The sequence below is a fragment of the Mangrovimonas sp. CR14 genome, assembly GCF_011764015.1.
GTDB classification, from domain to species: domain Bacteria; phylum Bacteroidota; class Bacteroidia; order Flavobacteriales; family Flavobacteriaceae; genus Mangrovimonas; species Mangrovimonas futianensis.
On record NZ_JAAFZY010000005.1, the window covers coordinates 14,987 to 33,147 of the forward strand.

Sequence of the window (18,161 nt, forward strand, 5' to 3'; positions counted from 1 at the left end):
AAAAAGCCACAACTACTTGTGGCTTTTTTATTTTATAAGGGATAAAATTATAATAATTAAATATTTATTTATAAAAAAGTACTATATTTGGTTTATCACTATTTCTAAATAATAGTGGTATTTTTCTTTTTCATAGCAATTTTTTCCCATCCTTGAATTTATTTAAGGGTGGGTTTTGTTTTAAGGGTTTTCCCTATATTAAACTCAAATTAGGGAGTAAACCTTTAGTAGTTTTAATATATTTACACAATCGATTTAGCTTTAGCTTTTAATGATATAATTTTATGGATAACTTATTAGAAACGCATGCAGTTTCTAAAAAATTTGGAAATTTTACAGCACTTAATGAAGTTTCCATTTCTGTTCCAAAAGGAAGCGTATTTGGGTTACTTGGTCCAAACGGAGCAGGAAAAACCACCCTAATAAGAATTATTAATCAAATTACCATGCCTGATACTGGAAAGGTGATTTTAGATGGAGAACCTCTAAAAAATCATCATATTCAGGATATTGGTTATTTGCCAGAAGAGCGTGGGTTGTACAAGTCCATGAAAGTTGGTGAACAAGCCATGTATTTGGCAAGACTTAAGGGGTTAAGTAAAGCTGAGGCCAAAGAAAGGCTTCAATATTGGTTTGATAGATTGGAAATTCATGGCTGGTGGAACAAAAAAATCCAGGAGCTTTCAAAAGGGATGGCACAAAAGGTGCAGTTTGTAGTAACTGTATTGCACAATCCCAAATTACTCATTTTTGATGAACCATTTTCTGGATTTGATCCCATAAACGCCAATTTAATAAAAGATGAAATCTTGAGGTTGAAGGAAAATGGATCTACTGTGATTTTTTCAACACACCGCATGGAATCAGTTGAGGAATTATGTGATCACATTGCCTTAATTCACAAGTCCAATAAAATTTTGGATGGCCCATTGACAGAAATTAAGAGAACCTTTAAGAGTAACATCTATGAGGTAGGTATAAAGAGTCAAAATGATGTAGCTTTGGAGCAAGAACTTGCCTCCAAGTTTGAACTTTCCAAAGCAAATTTTAAAACCCTGGGAGAGGAGTTAAAACTAAATGTAAAACTTAACGCCGATGAATCAGCAAATGATTTGTTGAGATATTTAACTTCTAGGGGTGAGGTTTCTCATTTTGTTGAGCTTATTCCAAGTGCTAACGATATTTTTATTCAAGCGGTTAAAAATACCAAAATATGAACCATTTACCATTAATCATACAACGTGAATACCTTAACAAGGTTAGGAATAAATCGTTTATAGTGATGACCATTTTGAGTCCTATCATTATGATTATTTTGGTTGCCTTTGTTGCTTATTTATCACAATTAAATAACAATAAGGAAAGAACTATCGTCGTATTGGATGAATCTGGTTTTTTGGAGGATGCTTTTCAGTCTACCGACAATACTACTTATAAATTTATAGATGATCTTTCCCTCGATGAAGCAAAACGAGATACTGAAGCTAATGGAGATTATGGTCTTCTTTATATTGAGGATGTCGATGATTTCAATGAATTGGGAGAACATATAAAATTCTTTTCTACGGATTCACCTTCCTTGATGTTAATGTCTGATTTGGAAAACAATATCCAAAAGGAGCTTTCTGAGATGAAATTAATTGAGGAAGGAATTGATATTGATAAAATTAAGGAATCAAAACTAAGAGTAAATATTGCCCAAGAGAGTTTTGTGGGTGAAAAAACATCTAAAATAGACAGTATAGCTAAACTATTTTTTGGTTGTGCGGCTGGGTATCTCTTGTTCATGTTTATTATTATATATGGTAATATGATAATGAGAAGTGTGATAGAGGAAAAGACCAATAGAATCATTGAAGTGATAATTTCATCTGTTAAGCCTACTCAATTGATGTTAGGAAAAATCATAGGGACTTCCTTGGCTGGTATAACCCAGTTTCTTATTTGGCTTATCCTAGGAGGTGTTTTGGTTTCAATTGTTTCGGCTATTTTTGGGGTGGATGTCCTACAAACTCAGCCAGTGGACCAAGAGGCTATGAGACAAGCCATGGAAAATACTAATTCTCCAGAGTTTCAATCAATAGTAATAGCAATTAACAACCTTCCTATTGGTAATCTTGTAGTGGCGTTTCTATTGTTTTTTCTTGGTGGTTACTTGCTGTACAGTTCTCTTTATGCTGCCATTGGGGCAGCAGTTGATAGTGAAACAGATACCCAACAGTTTCTTTTGCCAATTTTGATGCCCCTCATCTTAGCCGTTTATATAGGTGTTTTTACGGTTATAGAAGATCCTCATGGGACTGTTTCAACCATATTTTCGTTCATTCCATTTACTTCTCCGGTAGTCATGTTAATGAGAATACCATTTGGCGTACCTATTTGGCAGCAGCTACTTTCGTTTGGTTTGTTGGTGGCTACCTTTCTTTTTGCAGTTTGGTTTGCATCAAAAATTTACAGGGTTGGAATTTTAATGTATGGTAAAAAGCCTAGTTATAAAGAACTAATTAAATGGATTAGATATTAGAATGAGGGATTTCCTTAAATTTTTAAATAGAAATTTTGAATTAGGCAAAGACATTTCGCTAAGCTTGATGGATGTTATCATTGCTTGTATGGTGCTTTTAATGGCTACTATATTGTTGAACATCCTTAGAAAAATTATAACAAGGAACCTCCCCCTTGATGATAGTAAAAAGTTTAAAGTTGTTTTTTCCTATGCGAGATGGCTTGTTTACATATTGATTCTGCTAATCACTTTTCATATGATAGGTGTTAATGTGACGGGAATCTTTGCAGCATCGGCAGCTCTTTTGATAGGAATAGGTTTGGCACTTCAAACACTTTTTCAAGATATCATATCGGGTGTCTTTATACTGGTAGATCAAACGGTTCATGTTGGTGATATTATAGAGATTGAAGATAAGGTGGGAAGAATTGAAGAAATTAAATTACGTACAACTAGAGCTGTAACCATAGATAATAAGGTCTTGGTGATTCCAAACCATTTGTATTTGACCAATACCCTTTATAATTGGACCCAAAATGGTACTACCACTAGGGAGTTTGTAACGGTAGGAGTCGCATACGGAAGTGATGTTCAGTTAGTTAAAAAACTTTTAATTCAAGCTGCAGAATCTTCACCAGATGTACTTCCAGATCCACCACCTACTGTGGTTTTTACAGATTTTGGAAGTAGTTCATTAGATTTTAAAGTAATATTTACACTTAATGATAGTTTTAAAGGGCAATTTCCAAGGAGTGAAATACGTTTTGAAATAGATAGATTGTTTAGACAACATAATATTACGATTCCTTTTCCGCAGAGGGATATACATATCATTAAACCATAAATGCCTATGCCCAACCGACTCTTACGCCATGTCCTAATCTTTTTTTTGTTGTTTGCTATAGCTTTTTCGGCTCAGGCACAATTAAGTGATTTGGCAAGGTTGGAGTATTCATTTGTTCCCAAAAAGGAGTCAGAGGATGAGTATTACAGGTTAAGAGGGTTGGTCAATTTCCCAATTAGAGTCAAAGACAAGAATTTTATTGTTGTTGGAGCTGAATATAATGGTGTGATAATGCACCTTGAAGATCATTATCCATTTCCAAAGTCAGAATTGGATCGGTTTCATATCATTGATTTCAGTTTGGGATATACCTTTGTCAATAAAAAGGATTGGCGTTTCGGTGGTAAAATTGTACCCAGAATAGCTTCAACTTTTTCGAAACCTTTAACTTGGGAAGATTTTTTTATCAATGCCGGTGTTTATGCTGTTAAAGATAGAATGAAAGATGAAACAGCACGAAAGCCCAATCGTTTGATTCTAGGTGTTACCTACAACAGTACAACTGGTTTGCCTTTTCCATTGCCTTATGTGAATTATCACAGAAGATTTCATCCACATTGGTCCTACGTTCTTGGGGTTCCCAAATCAAATATGAAATATCATTTTGACCCACAAATGGACAAGGATGTTTTACAATTGTATGTTACTTTAGATGGTTTTTATGGTCATGTTCAGAATAAGATTATGGTTTATGATAAAGAAGCCGAGTATATGTCTATGAGCATGGTTGTGACGGGTTTGGGCTATGAACATAGTTTTACAGATCACCTCGCTTTCTATATTTATACGGGTTACACCTTAAGGCAAAGGACCATATTAAGGGACAAAAATAACGACGAAGTTTTTAGATTAGATGATTTAAACACCTTCTACTTTCGTGGAGGTTTAAAATATAAAATATAAGATGCCAAAAATTTTAGTAATAGAAGACGAAGCAGCCATTAGGAGAGTCCTCGTGAAAATTCTCTCAGAGGAAAATGATAAATATGAACTTGAAGAAGCCGAAGATGGACTAAAAGGACTCGAAGCTATAAAAAATGAGGATTATGACTTAGTTCTCTGTGATATTAAAATGCCAAAAATGGATGGAGTTGAGGTTCTTGAAGCCGTAAAGAAAATTAAACCGGAAATTCCAATGGTGATGATTTCAGGACATGGGGATTTGGATACGGCTGTAAATACCATGAGATTAGGAGCGTTTGACTATATTTCAAAACCACCAGATTTGAACAGACTTTTGAATACTGTCAGAAATGCCTTGGATCGAAAGGAATTGGTTGTTGAAAATAAGAAGCTAAAAAGAAAAGTCAGTAAGAATTACGAAATGGTAGGAGAGAGCGCAGCCATTTCCCAAATTAAGGATATGATTGAAAAAGTGGCACCTACTGATGCTAGAGTTTTAATCACTGGGCCTAATGGAACAGGTAAAGAGTTAGTTGCTCATTGGCTCCATGAAAAAAGTGAACGGTCTGTAGGCCCGATGGTTGAGGTCAATTGCGCTGCCATACCAGGAGAACTTATTGAAAGTGAATTGTTCGGTCATGTAAAGGGGTCTTTTACGGGAGCCAATAAAGATCGTGCAGGAAAGTTTGAGGCTGCCAACGGAGGGACCATTTTCCTTGATGAAATTGGAGACATGAGTTTGTCTGCGCAGGCTAAAGTTTTAAGAGCCCTTCAAGAAAATAAAATTCAAAGGGTAGGTAGTGATAAAGATATTAAGGTAAATGTCAGGGTTGTAGCTGCTACCAATAAAAATCTGCAGAAGGAAATTGAAGATGGTAAATTTAGAGAAGACTTATACCATCGTTTGGCGGTTATTTTAATTAGTGTGCCAGGGTTGAATGATAGAAGAGATGATATCCCTCTTTTGATTGAATATTTTTCCGAAAAAATTGCAGAAGAGCAAGGGACTTCAAAGAAAACATTTTCAAATAAAGCGGTTAAGTTACTTCAAGAGTATGATTGGACTGGAAATATTAGGGAATTGAGAAATGTGGTTGAACGGTTAATTATTCTTGGAGAAAAAGAAGTCACCGAGAATGATGTCAAACTGTTTGCTTCAAAATAAACCAAAAGGCTGTTCAATACGAACGGCTTTTTTTTTTGCATTGATAATTAAATCTTTTTTTCACTGAGGTGAGATTTACTTATCTTTCAAAGAAGAACAAAAATTATAATATGAAGGATATATCAGTTGATTCATTTATTGCACCAAACACGGTACATTTAGACACTATTGACACCAAGTATGATTTGGATGCTTCCGAAAAGAAAATAGAAAAGGAATTGGAGGAGGTGCGTGAAAAACTAGGTAAGTTTCAAGATAAACTCTATGCACATTCAAAGTATGCCGTACTTATTTGTATTCAGGGTATGGATACAGCGGGTAAGGATAGCTTGATACGAGAGGTGTTTAAAGATTTTAATTCCAGAGGTGTGGTTGTTCATAGTTTTAAAACACCAACAGATCTTGAACTCAAACACGATTATCTTTGGAGGCATTATATCGCACTTCCTGCAAGAGGGAAATTTGCTGTTTTCAATAGAACACATTATGAAAATGTGTTGGTAACTCGGGTACATCCAAATTATATTTTAAACGAAAATTTACCAGACATCCATTCTGTAGCTGATATCAATGAAGCCTTTTGGCATAGTCGCTTTGAACAAATCAATAATTTTGAAAAACATATTGCTGAAAATGGCACTTTAATTTTTAAATTTTATTTACATCTGTCAAAAGAAGAGCAAAAAAACAGATTGATTAGAAGGCTTGATAAACAAGAGAAAAATTGGAAGTTTTCGCCAGGTGATCTTGAGGAGCGTAAACTTTGGGATGATTATAAGGCCTGCTATGAAGACGCGATTAATAGAACCTCTACACCCCATGCACCTTGGTACATTGTGCCTTCAGACGATAAACCAACCACACGATATATCATTGCAAAAATTCTTTATGACACCTTAACTCGATATGAGGATATCAAAGAACCAGAATTAGATGATGACATCAAGGACAAAATCGATTTTTATAAGAAGCAATTACAAAGCGAATAGATTTTATAATTTCTTTTACAAAAGGGTTCTTGTTAAGTGTTATTTTAGTGTCCTAAACCAATCAAGCTTATGAAATTAAAACTTGTAGCCTTACTATTTTTAGTATCTCTCACGGGGTTTGCCCAAACCGATGAAACCTTATTAAAAACAATTTATACCAATTCGTTAACCAAAGGAAAAAGCTACGAGTGGTTAAATTATTTGTCCAATACTATTGGTGGTCGATTGTCGGGGTCATTAAATGCAGAAAGGGCTGTTCATTATACAAAGGATGAATTGGAAGCTTTAGGTCTAGATAGGGTATGGTTACAACCTGTTATGGTACCGAGATGGGTAAGAGGCGCCAAGGAGTATGCTTACATTAAATCTTCTTCGGGACAATCAACTACGGTTAATATTTGTGCTTTGGGAGGTTCGGTGGCAACAGATGCAGTAGGCCTAACGGCTAAGGTTGTTGAAGTTAAGAATTTTGAAGAATTGGAGAAATTAGGTAAGGAGCAAATAGAAGGCAAGATCGTTTTTTATAACAGGCCCATGCAAGCCGATTTGATTCAAACATTTGAAGCATATGGTGGATGTGTCAATCAAAGGTATAAAGGGGCTGTTGAGGCTGCTAAATATAATGCCGCTGGGGTCATCGTGCGTTCCATGAACTTACGTCTGGATGACCTGCCTCATACGGGTAGCATGACTTATGACAATCTGCCCAATTCAAAACGAATTCCATCTGCAGCTATAAGTACTAATGATGCAGAAATGCTCAGTAGTATGCTAGCTTTGGACAAAAACTTGGATTTTTATTTCCGTCAGAATTGCAAACAAATGTCCGATGTGGAATCTTTCAACGTTATTGGAGAAATGAAAGGGTCTAAATATCCAAATGAATATATCATTGTTGGCGGACATTTAGATTCATGGGATTTAGGAGATGGGTCTCATGATGATGGGGCCGGAGTTGTCCAATCTATGGAAGTTTTAAGACTGCTCAAGGAAAGTGGTATTAAGCCGCAAAGAAGTATTAGAGTGGTTTTGTTTATGAATGAAGAGAATGGACTAAGAGGTGCTACTAAATATGCTGAGGTAGCTAAGGCTAAAGGGGAGAACCATATTTTTTCTTTAGAAAGTGATGCTGGTGGCTTTACACCAAGAGGGTTTAGTTTTGATTGTTCTGATGCTGTTTTTAATAAAATTGAAGGATGGAAACATCTTTTCAAACCCTATTTGATTCACTATTTTGAAAAGGGTGGAAGTGGAGCCGATGTGGGTCCTCTAAAAACCGAAACCAATGTTACTGCTGGATTAAGACCCGATTCACAAAGATATTTTGATCATCACCATGCATCCAATGATACCTTCGATGCCGTGAACAAACGTGAACTGGAACTTGGAGCTGCAACCATGACTTCCTTGGTCTATTTAATTGATAAATACGGAATTTCACCGATAGCAAATAATCCGAGCTTAAAAGATTAATCTGTATTTGGTTTGGTTTCGGATACCAATTGTAATTTGTTTTTTCCAAAGTCCAAGGTTCTGATAGGGAATGGAATATTGATGCCTTCTTTGTTGAAATGCTGTTTGATTAATTTGATAGCTTGATGTTTGGCTTCTAATTTGGGTTTGGGCTTGGTACTGTCTATCCAAAACCTGACAACAAAATTAATTGAGCTATCACCAAATTCTGTAAAGAAGAATTCAACCTCCTCATTTCTATTTTGCTTGAAGTGGTCGGTAATAATTTTTCTAACCAAATCTTCTACCTTTTGAAGGTCACTTTCATAGCCAATTCCGCATGCTACATCAATTCTTGATCTTTTTGACCAGGAATAATTGACAAAAGGGTTTTCAATAACCATAGAGTTTGGAATCACCACAAACTCATTGTCGGTTTGCCTAATAAAGATGTTACGTAAACTAATTTCTTCTACATAACCAGAAATATCACCAGTTTGTATAAAATCTCCCAACCTTATTTTTGGGAGAAAGGATAACAATAAACCAGAAAAGGAGTTATTCAGGGTGGCTTGTAGCGCTAATCCAATGGCTAGACCAATCACTCCTGCACCCGCTAGTACCGAGGTTAAAACTTTGTCCAAATCCATCACCCCTAGAGCAATAAAAAAGCCTATTATCAGAATGACGGCAAATAGAATTCGGCTTAGAATGTCTTTGATAGATTCCTGACTTATTTTCTTGAAAAGCACTTTTTTGGAAAATCTTCTGATAAACTTGGCCAGAAAATAGAACATGAACATGACCAAAACAGCCACGACAAAGTTTGGTAATTTTAAAATAATGGCTTCAAACCAACCATCTAGTTTATCAATAAGATTAGAAATAGCTTTCGTTATTGAGAAATTCTTTTCCATTTGGAACTATTTGAAGGTTTATTGTAAGGGTGCGATAAAAGATAATTAAATCTGAAAAATCATTTTGTTAAAAATAAAATAAAAATGTTCAAAAGTCCGCTTCTAATGAAGAAAAAGAGCTAAATCATAATTTTTCCTTTGCTTGATTTTAAGGGTGTTTTTATATGAAAAAAGGATATGGTTATTTCCCATTTTTTTGATAGGAATTAAAATCTCCTCGCCTAAAATTCCGTAAATTTAGGGCTTATAAATTTTGGCTTATGGATGTTGTAAATGATGTGTATAAAAGAGGCTATATACCTTTGATAGATTCTGAAAAAAAAGTGGATTTGGTATCGGAAATTAAACGATTAAAGAAGGAAAAAAATGCGGTGATTTTGGCTCACTATTATCAAGAGCCAATTATTCAAGATTTAGCAGATTATGTGGGAGATAGCTTAGGCTTATCACGTAAGGCGGCAGAAACTGAAGCAGATATTATTTTATTTGCAGGTGTTCACTTTATGGCTGAAACAGCAAAGATTCTGAACCCAACTAAAAAGGTCATTTTACCAGACCTTAATGCAGGATGTTCATTGGCTGATTCTTGTAATGCTGAAGATCTTGCCAAGTTCAAGGAAAGGTATCCCAATCATTTGGTGGTTACCTATGTGAATACTTCTGCAGAGGTCAAGGCTATTAGTGATATTTGTTGCACATCTTCAAATGCCGAAAAAATTGTGCAATCCATACCTCTAGACCAACCCATAATTTTTGCTCCTGACAAAAATTTAGGTTCCTACATTAAGAATCAAACAGGTAGGGATATGGTACTTTGGGATGGAGCCTGTATTGTGCATGAAGCATTTTCATTGGAGAAATTAATAGCACTATACCAAAAACATCCAAAGGCTCAAATTATTGCGCATCCAGAATCGGAGGCCCATATTTTGAAAGTTGCTAACTATATTGGCTCTACTTCTGAACTTATTAACTATGTAAAAACCAATCCCAATAGTGAGTTTATTGTCGCTACTGAAGCTGGCGTTATTCATGAAATGCAAAAGGCGGTGCCAAATAAAGTATTGGTTGCAGCTCCTGCCAAAGAGGATAACACTTGTGCCTGTAGTGAATGCGCTTACATGAAAATGAATACACTTGAAAAAGTTTATAGTTGCTTAAAGTATGAACTTCCTGAAATTCATGTGGACCAAGAAATCCAAGAAAGGGCATTGATTCCAATTCAAAGGATGCTAGACATATCTTAGAGGTAATATGACAAAATACGAAACAGATTTTTTAATTCTTGGATCGGGAATTGCAGGTTTAACTTGTGCCATACGTTTGGCTCAAGCAATGCCCGATAGAGTGATTTCCGTCGTAACTAAGGCAAATGAAAATGAATCTAATACTAAATATGCCCAAGGAGGTATGGCTGTGGTTTGGGATAAATTAGATTCATTTGAAGATCATATCAATGATACCTTAGTGGCCGGAGAATTTCATAATAATCCAGAGGTAGTGAGAATGGTGGTTGAAGAAGCTCCAAATTGTTTAAGACAATTAATTTCTTGGGGTGCAGATTTTGACGCTAACACCAAAGGTGAAATTGATCTTGGAAGAGAAGGAGGACATTCAGCCCATAGAATAGTACATCATAAGGATATCACGGGATTTGAAATAGAAAAAACGCTACTGAAAAAGGTAGCAAGTTTAAGTAATATTTCAATGTTTCCTTATCATTTTGCTATCGACCTAATTACCGATCATCAACTAGGGCATGTTACTGGGGAAGGTTCTGATGTAGGCTGTTATGGGGCTTACATTCTCGATCAAAAGACCAATGAAATTAACCGGTTTATGGCATCACAGACCATTTTGTGCACAGGGGGCATCGGACAAGTTTATGCTTCGACAACCAACCCTCTGATTGCAACTGGTGATGGGATTGCTATGGCCTTTAGGGCTGGAGCCAAAGTAAAAGATATGGAATTCGTTCAATTCCATCCCACGGCTCTTTTTGAACCAGAACAGAGTCCTTCATTTTTGATTTCAGAAGCGGTAAGAGGTTTTGGTGCTTATTTAAGAAACAAAAACGGTGAGCGATTTATGGTTGCTATTGATGATCGTGCCGAACTTGCGCCAAGAGATGTAGTTGCAAGAGCTATCGATAACGAGATTAATACTTCAGGAGATCGGTTTGTTTATTTAGATTGTAGGCACTTAAATTATGAAGCTTTTTTAAAGCATTTTCCAAATATTAATGAGAAATGCTTAGAAATGGGAATTGATATACGGGAGCACATGATTCCCGTTGTTCCGGCAAGCCACTATGCCTGTGGTGGTATAGAGGTCGATACTAATGGAGCCACCAATTTGATTAATCTTTACGCAGCTGGAGAATGTTCTTGTACAGGACTTCATGGTGCAAATAGATTGGCATCCAATTCATTACTAGAAGCTTTGGTTTATGCCAATCATATTGCAGATGCTATTATTGAAAAGGAAGAAGAACTGCAAGGATTTCAAGGAGATGTTCCGGTTTGGAATGATAAAGGGACTTCTAAGCCTAAGGAACTGATATTAATTACCCACTACCGCAATACGATTCAAAGTATTATGTCTGATCTAGTGGGTATAGTCAGGGCTAATGACCGCCTCAAAGAGGCCGCGAAGCATTTAGTGTATGTAGATCAATCCACACATGATTTATATGTGAATTCCAAACTATCCGTTCAAATTTGCGAATTACGAAATTTAAATACCATTGCAAGTCTTATTGTGAATCAATCACAAAAACAAACCAAAAATTTAGGAGGATTTTATAACATTGATTTGCTTCAATGATTCCTATTCTAGGGTGAATTTTGGTATATTGGCAATCAAAAATAAGTTTCGCTTTATAGTAGCTTTCCAAATCCTTAACAAATGAAAAAGAAGTATCTTTTAGTTTTATTAATGTTCATTTCTTTAATCCCAATGCAGGCACAGGAAAACACGTTGCCTTACAGAGAAATATCTGATGATTTAGAAACCTACACGGCCGGAACTGTAGCGGCAAGAATGATTGATGGTTTGGGCTTTAGGTATTACTGGGCTACTGAAGGATTGACAACGGCCGATTTAAAATTTAAGCCAAATTCGGAGGCCAGAACTTCTGGAGAGACCGTGGATCATATACTTGGACTTTCTCGTGTCATTGTTAATGCCACTCTTCAAAAAGCAAACACCAAAGTGGATGATTCTGGTCTAACATTTGAAGAAAAGCGTGAATTGACACTGAATAATTTGAAAAGAGCAGCAGATATCTTGAGGGATAGTGAAGATATTTCAAAGTTTCAAATTGATTTCGGAAGTCAAAAATTTCCTTTTTGGAATGCGATTAATGGACCAATAGCTGATGCCATTTGGCATTGTGGCCAAATAGTTTCTTTCAGAAGAAGTTCAGGGAATCCATTTACTTCAAACGTGAGTTTGTTTTCAGGAAAGTTAAAAGAGTAATAGGCCTTAATTGTCCAAACTTTGGTTGATTAAACCTATTAAACCGATGGTTTGTTTTTTGGTTCTAAGAACCCCTTTGAGAGCAAATCTTTTTCGGAACAGACTCGTACGGATCCTATTTCTCGTGTTTATAGTTTTCAGGAGGGAGTCAAAAATTTGTTTTCTTTGATTTTCAGAATTTATGTAATCAAATTCATCACTGAGGTATGGGGTTTCAAAGGCTTCATTGTAGTACCAGTAATCGGCGTCCTTTTTAGAAAATTCAGCTTCCCATTCAATTACGGAGTTGAACCGATCCACTTGACTGGTATAATAATAAGTTATGGAGTCCATTAATTTTTCATGTCCTTTGATTTCTAGGATACCCATACTTCTCATTTTCTGAAAAGTTTGATCGTTTATTTTTATTTCATCGTATCGTGGTTGAAAAAGTGCGATTATGGAATCCATATTAAGATTTGAAACAGTTTTGGTTTGTAATAATTGGGACCTGTTTTTAGCTAAGTAGTTTAGGAAATCCATGTAGTCATTGAGTTTTAAGGTATCTGAAGCCAAATCTAAAATCATACTTTTCAAGTACTTTTCTGATTGAATCTGCTCCTTTCTTTTTTCGTTCCAATTATTGACTTGTAAAGCAATCAAGATTCCGATCACTACTAGAATTATTTCACCAATAGCATAGCGACTGTAGGCCATGAATTTGTTTTCGGAGGCTAGTTTTTTACGAATGTTTCTAAAGAGTTTTATCATTATTTCACTGCTTAAGATATTCTTCAATTGATATTACCAAATCCATAGCATATGATTTTGCAGTGGTGGCCCATATACAGTGATAATTTACTTCAAGAGCTAGGTAGCGTAATTGGTTCTCAACATCTTTCTGTCCTTTTAATTTTTCCATTGGGTTTTCTAGATCAGATACGTCTAAAGTAAAAATGCCATAATTGTCCCTAAGAAATCGCGTGGTTTCATTAGCCCATTCCTCATGCTCTTCTATAGCATAACCTTCAAGGCGCTGACTTAAAAAACTGTAATAATCTCCTATTTTAGTTTTTAGGGGTTGATTTTGAATATTAGTAAATGAGCCTGTTGAATAAAGTTCATTTATGACTGATTTGTTGAAAGAAGCACTTCCAAATCCACGACCAATCATGGAAAATGCCAAATAAGTAAATTCAGGGTTTAGAGAATCAGGGAAAGCCCCTTTCCAAATAGTATTCATGGCATCATTTTTGGAAAAATCTATCCATTCTATTTCTGTAAAAGGTTGAGTGTTCAAATTTGAATGTTCCAAAATGTAGAAGAGTCCTTTTAGCCTTGTTTTGTTGAAAGTAATGCTTGATTGTAGGGATTCAATGTCATTGTTTAGAGCCTCTTTTAAGTTGCGTAAATAATTATTTGTTTCCTTATTTTCTATCCGATTTGCGTTCCAATTGTTTATTTGAAGCGCAATCAAAATACCAATGACCACGAGAATAATTTCTCCAATGGCATATTTAATATATTTCCCAGTTCTACCTTGGTTGAGAAGGGTTTTCCTAATATTTCTATAAAGTTTTATCATATGTCAATTCAGGGCATTATTAATTTCAGACATGAGTTTTTTATTTTTTCCTTGGGTCTCTCCAATAAAATTGTTTTGGTAATCAATGGTCATAAACATACCATATAAATCGGTGTAGAACTTATTATCCTTGGTTACATCCATATCGTTTATTGATGGAAAGTTATTAGGGAATGGTGTTTTCTCTTTGATAGAAAAATGACTGAAATAATTATCAACGATGGCTCTAGTTCCCTGCCATACCCTTTCCTGATAATTTTCATAATCAAACTCATAATAATCTATTAATTGGTTCCTGATGGTTTCATTTGAAATTAAATTCAAGTTTTCTGATGAGATTAAATTTTTGAAGGCAGTTTCTTTTGGTTTAAATAGCTCATATTTGGTAAAGGAACCTGCATTTTCAATAAAAAGATGGAAGCGCTCATCGTTAGTTAAAGTAGCGTCAAAAATTCCCATGATGTTCTGGGTCACTTCGCTTTTTTGCTTATTAAATATTAGGACTTCCTGAAGTTTCAGGGAATCTACCTTAAGATTAACCACAATTTCAGAAAGAAATAGCTTTTCTTTCTTTTGATCTTGCTTCAATTTATTCCAGTTATTTATTTGAAGCGCAATTAAAATACCAATGACGACGAGAATGATTTCCCCAATGGCATATTTGAGGTATTTGCCAGTTTTGCCCTCATTGAGTAGATTTTTACGGATATTTCTAAAGAATTTTATCATATCAATTCAGTAATTGAAAATGTAAACAGTAAATCCAATATAATCAGCATTGTAGGGTTTATTTTATTTGCACATTACAGTTCCTTTTAACTTAAAACTGGAAATAAATAAACTGTTCGCCACTACCTTGGGCAATAACTATTAAAAAGGTCATGATGGCCCAAACAACTCCTAAAACCCACGGTGAAGTTTTAAGTGATAATTCTTTCATGGAAGAATTTCTCATAAACCAATGACATAGAAACATGATTAGAATAAGTGTGGTAACTTTTAGGATAGTAAAGGTTTCTAGAATTTTCTCTCCATCGGTTTGCATGTAGAACATAGATTTGATCATGTTCCAAGCCGTTTCAAATTTTCGAGCTCTAAAGAAAACCCAAGTAATGTTGACACAACTAAAAGTGATAAATGCCAAGAAGATGCCATTGTATTTAGTGATTTCAAAAGGCAGATACCTTCTTTGAAGTCGCTCTAAGATGAGGTAGGTGCCATGGAGTCCACCCCATACCATAAACGTCCAAGCGGCTCCATGCCAAAGACCACCTAAAAGCATAGTAAGCATCAGGGCCACATATAAGCGGGTAATTCCGTGACGATTTCCTCCCAAGGGGATGTATAAATAATCCCGTAACCAACTGGATAGGGAGATATGCCAACGGCGCCACAAGTCTGAAAATCCTAGGGAAGCATACGGGTATTTGAAGTTGTCTGGTAAAATAATTCCCAACATCAGGGCAATACCAATGGCACAGGTAGAGTAACCGGCAAAATCAAAAAAGATTTGTCCAGAAAAGGCAATGGTGCCCACCCAAGCATCAACTCCATGTAACAAGCTTTCGCTTCCAAAGACTTGATCGGCGGTTTCCGACAATAATGTGTCTGCCAAAACCACCTTTTGAAAAAGACCTATGGTGAGAAGAAATAAGCCCCAGATAAATTGATTGGCAGTCGCTTTTTTCTCTTCATAAAATTGAGAAATTAACTCTTGAGCCCTCACAATTGGACCGGCAACCAATTGAGGAAAGAAGGTGACGTATAGCGCAAAATCCAAAAACGTTTTGGCTGGTTTTATTTTGTTTTTATAAATGTCTATGGTATATGACATGGTCTGAAAGGTGTAAAATGAGATTCCCATGGGGAGTATGATATCCATAGGTTTTGCCTTAAAATCTAATCCAATCAGATTCATGAAATAAACAAAGTTTTCCAAAAGGAAATCTCCATATTTAAAGAATGCTAAAAATCCCAAGTTAACAAGCAAACTGAGCATGAGCCAAAATTTGCGAGATTTGGTATTTGTGGTTTTAGACAATTTTTTACCTGCTGTCCAATCCACCACAGTAGAAATCCATAGTAATAAAATTAAGGGAGGATTCCACATGCCGTAAAAAACATAGCTGGAAACGAGCAACATGGCTTTTTTACCTTTCCAGCTTAAAAGCGGAGCATAATAAAGGGCCAAAACAATGATTAAAAACAGAACGAAACTTAAAGAATTAAATAGCATGGTTAGTTGGTTTTAAGGTTAGTCAAGGCTCCATCATGTTCCATGATTTTGAGCATTTCAAGGGTGAAGTATTCAGCATCTTCTTTTGAAAGGTGCGATTCTTCAGGACAGGTTAATTCCTTTAATTGCGGATAATCTTCAAAGTGATAGGAGTCTACCTTGCTTAATTCGACCAATTGGTCCCAGAATTCGTTTCTTGGTAAGAATTTATTTTCTGCAGCTCGTAATCCACCGCTAGAGGGGCATCTCACCAATATGGCTTTACCTCCCTTAGCTTTAAATGCTTCAAGATCTTTTAAGAAAAATTCGGTAGTTGATTTCTTATCAGGTGGCGGAGCTAAACTTCCAAAGAATTTCCACACCCTGATCACTGAATTGGCAAAAGCGGTATCGGTTGCCGTCTTTTGAGCCATACTCATATTGCGATCTAAATTGACATCACCAAAGTAATAGAAAGGCGGCGCCGGGTCTTTTCCCAATCTACTTTTCAAGTGGATTCTTCTAAGTAATGATTTCAAATCAATATCATCATCCCATTCTTCTTCATCCGCAGACATGAAAACAAAATTCTGTTGCAGAGGGATGGAAAGTTGATAGTTCAACCATTGTGCATGGGTTTTATCGAAGTAATAATCTACCTTGTTTTGCCCTCTGGACCAAGGAGAAGCCTTGGGATATGTTGTGGAAAAGAAGAGTCCAGGGGTGACGCCAATAATGACCGTTCCTGTAAAATTGGTGTTATTTACCAAGTCATGCAAGGTTGGTAGGGGTGAGGTACCTGGAATAGCAAGTTGAATGGGAGCCTTTCCGTAGAAATTTTCAAAGGTTTTGACTTGAAAATCAAAATAAGCTCGAGAGGAGCCAAATATGACAATATCATTTTTTTGAGCGTCATCAACTTTTTTGCGATGTTCGCTCCAAAGGTCTTTGTCATCATTTAAAGTTGGATAATATCCTTGGGATCGCCAATACCATTCCCAAGCAGTAATTCCTGTTAAAAACAGAATTGTAGCTAGAATTAAAGAGTTTTTCAGATTCATAGTTAGTGAGGTTTAGTTAGTTATTTTTTAAGATGTCCATCATTAATAAGTTGATTGACCATATCTCTGGTATAGACTTTGGCATCTTCCATATTGAGATGAGACCAGTCGGGTAAATAGTACTTGGACATGAACGGGTAGTCTTCAAAATGATAGCCGGGACAACCAGACATTTCAATGAATTTATCCCAAACCAAATCACGAGGGAGCATTCTTTTGGAATATTTGTTCCATCCCTCTTCGGCTTTATGTCTAATGAAAATGATTTTACCTCCCCGTTTTTTAAACTTATCTATAAGGATTTTATATTCTTCAAATACCCGAGGAATTTCATCTTTAATGTCCTCATAAACGGGTAAAGTAGGGATCACTTTATCCCATTCATCTGTAATTTCCTTTTGATAGAATTTATTGCCTGTAAGCCTAGGAAACATAAGAAGGTTTCTTTTTTCATCATTGTAGCCTATGTTTGGTAATTTAAATTCAAAATTGTCGACTCTGTGATCGTTAATGGAGATGGTGCCAATAAGTGATTTCAAATCCAAATCGTTATAGGACTTAGCTTCAGAGGCAGATAGAAAAACAAAAGTTCGCTGTAAGGGTTTAGATAAGGTGAACCCTAATTTCTGTGTGGGAGTTCTGTTATAATAGTGATCTACCCATAGATTGGCGACTCGCATTCTGTCGTCCATACCAAAAACATCAAAAAAGGCAATTGGGGTGACTCCAATAATCAAAGTGCCATTAAAATTGGTATTGTTTACGATATCCTTAAAAAAGGGTTTGGGAGGTTTTCCATTGGCAGTAAGGTGAATGGGTTGAATGCCCATTTCCTCCTTCCATATCCATGAGTTAAAATTATAGCCTGTTCTAGAAGCACCCAGCAAAATAATATCTTGAGAGGTCGCCGTTTCTGCTTTAGCCCTTTGTTCGGCATATAGATTTCTGTCGTCCTCCAAATAGGCCGTATAATAATCGGTGTTCGAGCGCCAATAGAGTTCCCAGGAAATGAGACTAATCAAGCTTAATGCCATGGCGATTAAAAGTGATTTCTTGAGATTCATA

At 35.9% G+C, this 18,161-nt stretch carries 17 protein-coding genes; 10 read left to right on the forward strand and 7 right to left on the reverse strand.

Annotation, left to right across the window (positions count from 1 at the left end; genetic code table 11):
* Nucleotides 1-284: 284 nt before the first annotated feature.
* The 7 genes from GZ212_RS10820 (at nucleotide 285) to GZ212_RS10850 (ending at nucleotide 7,880) form a co-directional block, all read left to right on the forward strand.
* Nucleotides 285-1,217 carry an ABC transporter ATP-binding protein gene (locus GZ212_RS10820; protein WP_166960035.1) on the forward strand — a complete coding sequence of 311 codons (933 nt, stop codon included), beginning with the start codon at nucleotides 285-287 and terminating at the stop codon, nucleotides 1,215-1,217.
* Nucleotides 1,214-2,524 (forward strand): ABC transporter permease, encoded by a 1,311-nt coding sequence (locus GZ212_RS10825; protein WP_166960038.1) that lies wholly within the window; start codon nucleotides 1,214-1,216, stop codon nucleotides 2,522-2,524. The genes GZ212_RS10820 and GZ212_RS10825 overlap by 4 nt, the downstream gene beginning before the upstream one ends.
* 1 nt (nucleotide 2,525) lies before the next feature.
* Nucleotides 2,526-3,350: a mechanosensitive ion channel family protein gene (locus tag GZ212_RS10830; protein ID WP_053971561.1), complete on the forward strand. Its 825-nt coding sequence runs from the start codon at nucleotides 2,526-2,528 to the stop codon at nucleotides 3,348-3,350.
* 6 nt (nucleotides 3,351-3,356) lie between these two features.
* Complete coding sequence (locus tag GZ212_RS10835) at nucleotides 3,357-4,253, forward strand: DUF6268 family outer membrane beta-barrel protein (protein ID WP_232635537.1); 897 nt, start codon at nucleotides 3,357-3,359, stop codon at nucleotides 4,251-4,253.
* Between the two features lies 1 nt (nucleotide 4,254).
* Complete coding sequence (locus tag GZ212_RS10840; protein WP_166960041.1) at nucleotides 4,255-5,418, forward strand: sigma-54 dependent transcriptional regulator; 1,164 nt, start codon at nucleotides 4,255-4,257, stop codon at nucleotides 5,416-5,418.
* A 110-nt stretch (nucleotides 5,419-5,528) separates the two neighbouring features.
* Nucleotides 5,529-6,407: a polyphosphate kinase 2 family protein gene (locus GZ212_RS10845; RefSeq protein ID WP_166960044.1), complete on the forward strand. Its 879-nt coding sequence runs from the start codon at nucleotides 5,529-5,531 to the stop codon at nucleotides 6,405-6,407.
* A 69-nt stretch (nucleotides 6,408-6,476) separates the two neighbouring features.
* Nucleotides 6,477-7,880, forward strand: a complete 1,404-nt coding sequence (locus GZ212_RS10850) for a M20/M25/M40 family metallo-hydrolase (protein ID WP_166960047.1) — start codon at nucleotides 6,477-6,479, stop codon at nucleotides 7,878-7,880.
* On the opposite strand, the gene GZ212_RS10855 is transcribed toward GZ212_RS10850, so the two are convergent.
* Nucleotides 7,877-8,776, reverse strand: a complete 900-nt coding sequence (locus tag GZ212_RS10855) for a mechanosensitive ion channel family protein (RefSeq protein WP_053971565.1) — start codon at nucleotides 8,774-8,776, stop codon at nucleotides 7,877-7,879. The genes GZ212_RS10850 and GZ212_RS10855 overlap by 4 nt on opposite strands.
* A gap of 260 nt (nucleotides 8,777-9,036) precedes the next feature.
* Here GZ212_RS10855 and nadA point away from each other — a divergent pair, with 260 nt between their 5' ends.
* From nadA to GZ212_RS10870, 3 genes are all read left to right on the forward strand, one after another.
* On the forward strand, nucleotides 9,037-10,023 hold the full coding sequence (nadA, locus tag GZ212_RS10860) for a quinolinate synthase NadA (protein ID WP_166960050.1): 987 nt from the start codon (nucleotides 9,037-9,039) through the stop codon (nucleotides 10,021-10,023).
* 7 nt (nucleotides 10,024-10,030) lie between these two features.
* Nucleotides 10,031-11,602, forward strand: a complete 1,572-nt coding sequence (gene nadB, locus GZ212_RS10865) for an L-aspartate oxidase (protein WP_166960053.1) — start codon at nucleotides 10,031-10,033, stop codon at nucleotides 11,600-11,602.
* Between the two features lie 81 nt (nucleotides 11,603-11,683).
* Complete coding sequence (locus GZ212_RS10870; RefSeq protein ID WP_166960056.1) at nucleotides 11,684-12,256, forward strand: hypothetical protein; 573 nt, start codon at nucleotides 11,684-11,686, stop codon at nucleotides 12,254-12,256.
* Nucleotides 12,257-12,262: 6 nt separating this feature from the next.
* Here GZ212_RS10870 and GZ212_RS10875 read toward each other — a convergent pair whose 3' ends face one another.
* The 6 genes from GZ212_RS10875 to GZ212_RS10900 form a co-directional block, all read right to left on the reverse strand.
* The gene (locus tag GZ212_RS10875) at nucleotides 12,263-13,006 is read right to left on the reverse strand and encodes a DUF6090 family protein (protein WP_166959949.1); all 744 of its coding nucleotides are present in this window, start codon (nucleotides 13,004-13,006) and stop codon (nucleotides 12,263-12,265) included.
* 4 nt (nucleotides 13,007-13,010) lie between these two features.
* Entirely contained in the window at nucleotides 13,011-13,820 is an 810-nt protein-coding gene (locus GZ212_RS10880) for a DUF6090 family protein (protein ID WP_166959952.1), read from the reverse strand.
* A gap of 3 nt (nucleotides 13,821-13,823) precedes the next feature.
* Nucleotides 13,824-14,549: a DUF6090 family protein gene (locus GZ212_RS10885; RefSeq protein WP_166960059.1), complete on the reverse strand. Its 726-nt coding sequence runs from the start codon at nucleotides 14,547-14,549 to the stop codon at nucleotides 13,824-13,826.
* A 91-nt stretch (nucleotides 14,550-14,640) separates the two neighbouring features.
* Complete coding sequence (locus tag GZ212_RS10890; protein WP_166960062.1) at nucleotides 14,641-16,056, reverse strand: MBOAT family protein; 1,416 nt, start codon at nucleotides 16,054-16,056, stop codon at nucleotides 14,641-14,643.
* 2 nt (nucleotides 16,057-16,058) lie between these two features.
* On the reverse strand, nucleotides 16,059-17,096 hold the full coding sequence (locus GZ212_RS10895; protein WP_166960065.1) for a hypothetical protein: 1,038 nt from the start codon (nucleotides 17,094-17,096) through the stop codon (nucleotides 16,059-16,061).
* Between the two features lie 20 nt (nucleotides 17,097-17,116).
* Complete coding sequence (locus GZ212_RS10900) at nucleotides 17,117-18,160, reverse strand: hypothetical protein (RefSeq protein ID WP_166960068.1); 1,044 nt, start codon at nucleotides 18,158-18,160, stop codon at nucleotides 17,117-17,119.
* Between the last annotated feature and the right edge of the window lies 1 nt (nucleotide 18,161).